The organism is Bacteroidia bacterium, from assembly GCA_025056095.1.
In the GTDB taxonomy this organism is placed as follows: Bacteria; Bacteroidota; Bacteroidia; order JANWVE01; family JANWVE01; genus JANWVE01.
The window spans coordinates 1-4,277 of sequence record JANWVW010000237.1 but is presented as its reverse complement, the minus strand read 5'-3'; the positions used below and the strand labels follow the sequence as shown (position 1 = coordinate 4,277).

The 4,277-nt window shown below is 35.8% G+C and carries 4 protein-coding genes and 1 pseudogene; all 5 read right to left on the bottom strand.

Annotated elements, in window-relative coordinates; translation table 11 throughout:
* Positions 1 to 574: 574 nt before the first annotated feature.
* Positions 575 to 2,725, bottom strand: coding sequence for a ribonuclease R (gene rnr / locus NZ519_12660; protein MCS7029605.1), 2,151 nt, complete (start codon positions 2,723 to 2,725; stop codon positions 575 to 577).
* Positions 2,726 to 2,781: 56 nt separating this feature from the next.
* The gene (locus NZ519_12655) at positions 2,782 to 3,120 is read right to left on the bottom strand and encodes a cell division protein ZapA (GenBank protein ID MCS7029604.1); all 339 of its coding nucleotides are present in this window, start codon (positions 3,118 to 3,120) and stop codon (positions 2,782 to 2,784) included.
* Positions 3,121 to 3,122: 2 nt separating this feature from the next.
* Positions 3,123 to 3,509 (bottom strand): hypothetical protein, encoded by a 387-nt coding sequence (locus NZ519_12650; protein MCS7029603.1) that lies wholly within the window; start codon positions 3,507 to 3,509, stop codon positions 3,123 to 3,125.
* 14 nt (positions 3,510 to 3,523) lie between these two features.
* Positions 3,524 to 3,943: pseudogene (locus NZ519_12645) on the bottom strand (transposase family protein).
* 13 nt (positions 3,944 to 3,956) lie between these two features.
* On the bottom strand, positions 3,957 to 4,277 hold a 321-nt coding region (locus NZ519_12640; protein MCS7029602.1), incomplete at its 5' end, for a transposase family protein.

Genomic DNA, 4,277 nt, shown 5'->3' with positions numbered 1-4,277 from the left:
TACATTTGTCTTCAAAAGAAAACAGTTACAGCCAAGTATTAGGTTTAGATTTAAGAGAACTGTTTGATATTAACACTATACTGTAAATGCCTAATGTTATAATCTGCCACATTTTTTGATTTGTATCAGCGTTTTTAGGTAAGCGCTGATTTTTTTGCGTGAGGCATGCGAAGGGCGTGCGTTAGCACGGTGCGCAGCGAAGCGAAGCACCGAAGCGAAAGCGTAGCCCGTAGCACGCCGACCTTGTGGGCTTTTGCCCACAAGGGCACGCCCAAAAAATAAAAAATAAAACATAAACTTAAACTTTTTCAATCAACACATCTGCAAAATACTACCGCTCTTTTTTCTTAAATTTATTTACAGTATATTCTCTCATCCTTTGCAGATTCATCGTTTTAGGATTGAAAACATAAAAACCAGCTGTTTTTTGGTAATGACCAACCTGGCTAACTTGTACGGAGGCTTGCTACTTTTGATGGTCCCTACTATCCCAAATTCATCAAAAAATGACGCAATAACTGACGCAGAAAAATCAAAATCACTCTTGTCTTGTGAAAAGTAGGAGTACTAATATTTAGTTTCTCTTTTTGGCAGTACTTGGATTGTACCACTCAAAATCAATAGTGCGGTCTAATAAATTTACTCGCTTAACAATTACCTGAATAGTATCTCCAAATCTAAATTTTCGCCCTGTCCTTTGACCTACTACAGCAAAGAGTTTTTCATTATATTCGTATATGTCGTCATACATGTCTCGCAAGCTAATCATTCCTTCGCAACGCATAGCTTGAATTTCTACATAAATACCCCATTCTGTAAGTCCTGATATAATTCCTTCATGCAAACTACCTATGTGTTCAGCTAAATATTCAGCTTGCTTGTAGCGAATGGAAGCCCTTTCTGCTTCTGCTGCTTTTCTCTCCATAGCCGAACAATGCTGACACTGCTTTTCTAACATTTCCTCGTTAGGACTGGGTTGATTGTCTAAATACTTTTCTAATAATCTATGTACCATTATATCAGGATAGCGACGAATGGGACTAGTAAAATGAGTATACAGCGGAAAAGCTAATCCATAATGTCCTACATTTTCAGTGGTGTATCTGGCTTTTGCCATGCACTTCACTGCATAGCTGCGGATAATATCTCGTGCAGGGGAATTCTCTACGGCTTCCATTAAATTTTGAAGCGATTTTGAAGACAAATTAAAAAATCGGCGCTTTTTATATTCGTCATGTAATTGACTGAAACCAAATAATCGCACAAAATTGCTCAATTCTTCTACTTTCTGCGGGTCAGGCGCATCGTGTACACGATACACAAAAGTATTTCTCGGCTTTTCTCTTTGATGATAAACGAACTCTGTAACTTTTCTATTTGCCAATAACATGAATTCTTCTATTAACTTGTGAGCATCTTTTCTTTCTTTTTTATAGACTTCAATCGGCTTATAGTTTTCATCTAATTTGAATTTGACTTCATCAGTTTCAAAAGTAATAGAGCCATTTTGATAGCGTTGAGTAGCTAAGCTCTTAGCAATTTTGTTTAGAATAGTTAAAGGTTCAGCATAATCTCCTGACGGATTTTCTATAATTTCTTGAGCTTCTTCATACGTAAAACGGCGCTGGGAACGAATGATTGTTTTACCTATCCACTGGTGGTAAATATTTCCGTGTATATCCATTTCAAAAAGTATAGAAAAAGTGAGTTTATCTTCATACGGGCGAAGCGAACACAAAAAATTAGACAATGCTTCGGGCAGCATAGGTACAGTTCTATCTACTAAATATACCGACGTACCTCTTTTGTAAGCTTCCTGGTCAAGCAAAGTGTTAGGTTTGACGTAATAACTCACATCTGCAATATGTACGCCTACTTCAAAGTGTCCGTTTTCTAATTTTTGAAAAGATAATGCGTCATCAAAATCTTTTGCATCGAAGGGGTCAATAGTAAAAGTAAGCAAGTTTCTTAAATCTTTGCGTTTTTCAATTTCTTCAAAAGGAATTTCTTTTGGAAGGGTGTTAGCTTCTGCTTCTACTTCGGGAGGAAATTCTGTTTCAAAGCCGAATTCGGCTAAAATAGCGTGCATTTCTGTATGGTGAGTGCCGGGTTTTCCCAATACCTTTATAATTTTACCTGTTGGGTTCTTTTTTCGGTTTTGCCATTGTAATAGTTCTACGATTACTTTATAGCCTGGTTCTACTGAATGTCTTTCAAGATCAGGTATGTAAAAAACAATATCTAAATTTCTATCAGCAGGCATTACAAAACTATCTCCATCATCTTCAAAGTAATAACCTAAAAATTGAGTTTTTGCTCTTTTGACAATTGCTAAAACTTTACCTTGTTGCCTACGCCCTTCTTTATATGGCAGTAGGCGTACTCGCACAGTATCTCCATACAAAGCTGTGGATTGGTGCCTTTCTTCTATCATTACCTCTATGTCTAACTCAGGATGCTTGACAAAAGCTAATCCACTTTTAGTAGATAAGAATATCCCTTCGAATTCATCACTTTCAAGGTATTGATACTTAAAATCTTGAAAAGATGCAAGCTCTTGATTTACTAATTCATCTAGTATGCTTTCTACTTCTGTAATAGAAAGATTGAGATCCTTGGGAAGTCTGGCGGAAACTTGTTTTACATTAAGCCATTTGTGGGGCTCTTGTTTAAGAACATTTCGGACAGTAGCTAGCAGGTCTTCAGAAAAGAAATTTTTAGTCATATAGCCTGTAAGTTAAGTCAAAACTTAAAAAGCATGGACAGATTTTAATCTTAAATTTACTTTGAATAGGTGCTTTCTGTTGGCTGCTCGTTGTTAATTCGGCTAATTTCTTGTTCTATTTTGTTCAGTAGTGCTTCTAAGTCGGGATAAATAGATTTAGCTTGTTCTAGTTCTTGTTTATATATCAGAGAGATGACAGCATATTGAAGTGCTGTCATTACAGGGGCGTCTAGAGCATCTCTTAAAGAGAATTTGTCTATGATTTGGCGCATTTTTCGTTCTACTAGAGCACCTGCGGCTAAAATCAAGTCTTGATCTTCGGGCGAAATGATTATAGGATAGCTGCGGCCTAGTATAGTTATTTCAATAGATTTGGTTTCAGAAGATTGAGGCATTTTTAGCTAATTTTGCGAATACAGTCATCTACTCCATTAAGTAAAGAGTCCAAAATTTTTGCAGTTTCCTGCGCTTGTTCTTGTAACATCACTTCACTTTCACGTTTTTGGATAGAGACTTCAACCTTATACTGTTCAAATTCGCTTTCTTTAATTAAGAGAAGATTTTCCAATTGACTAATTCTTTCTTTTAGTTCTTGAATTTCAGCGTCTTTTTGTAAATGCTGGATATTCGCTTCGGTTATTTGAGATTTAAGTTGTTTATTCTCCGCAGATAACCTATTAGCCACCTCAATCAAGTTCTCTATTTTAGACGATAGCTTCTTTATGGTTTCTTCGTAAAGCATAGAACTTTTGAGAATACTTGCAAATATAACAACTAAAGTCAAATTTACAATAGACTTTATGAACAGAAAGATAAAGAATTGATTAACTTAAAGTTATGTAGCTGAACACCGAGTTTCATGACTAAATGCTTAAAATCTTTTTTGTAGTTTCTGATTTTGTCTTTGACTATTCTTAACACTTTAATTTTACCGATGACATGTTCTATAGTTACCCGTTTTCTGTTGAGAAGTTGATTTTCACTTAAAGGCTTTCTTTTGGGCTTTTTGTGTGGTAAAATGAGGCTCGTATACGCTTTGTTCAGACCATAAAACCCTAAATCGGCTATACAGGTTATGGATTTACGAAGTTCTATTCTCTCCGCCAGAACCTTGTCATGTATCCTGCCCCGTTCTGTACAAGAACAAAACAAAACTAAACCTATCATGCTGACTATCAATAGGTTTTTTACAGTATGTGTTTTCTTTTTGCCACTGTAAAACTCATTTTGTTCATACTTGTCTCTTTGTACTTCCCTCTACGTCCATCATAACCGTTTCATTCTCTGCTATTTTATCACTCACTTTTTGATAATGCTCCTCTGCCTGATAGGTTTTTAACGCTTTATTTAACAAAGGACATAAAACGTGAATCCATTTGTTACACATATCCTGCGACATATCAAAAGTAAAGGCTAAACTCTCCTGTGTGGGATTGTTTTTGAGGTAGTACAGTACAAAAAACAGTTTTTCTGACACAGAAGGTAACTGTTTATCTGCTTTGGGTGTATATTTTCTTTGTCTTTTTTTACCATTGAGGGTGTAGATTTCTAA

Bases quoted from the DNA above. Each gene is read 5' to 3' on its own strand.
- rnr (MCS7029605.1), bottom strand. From the start codon at position 2,725: ATGACTAAAAATTTCTTTTCTGAAGACCTGCTAGCTACTGTCCGAAAT.
- NZ519_12655 (MCS7029604.1), bottom strand. From the start codon at position 3,120: ATGCCTCAATCTTCTGAAACCAAATCTATTGAAATAACTATACTAGGC.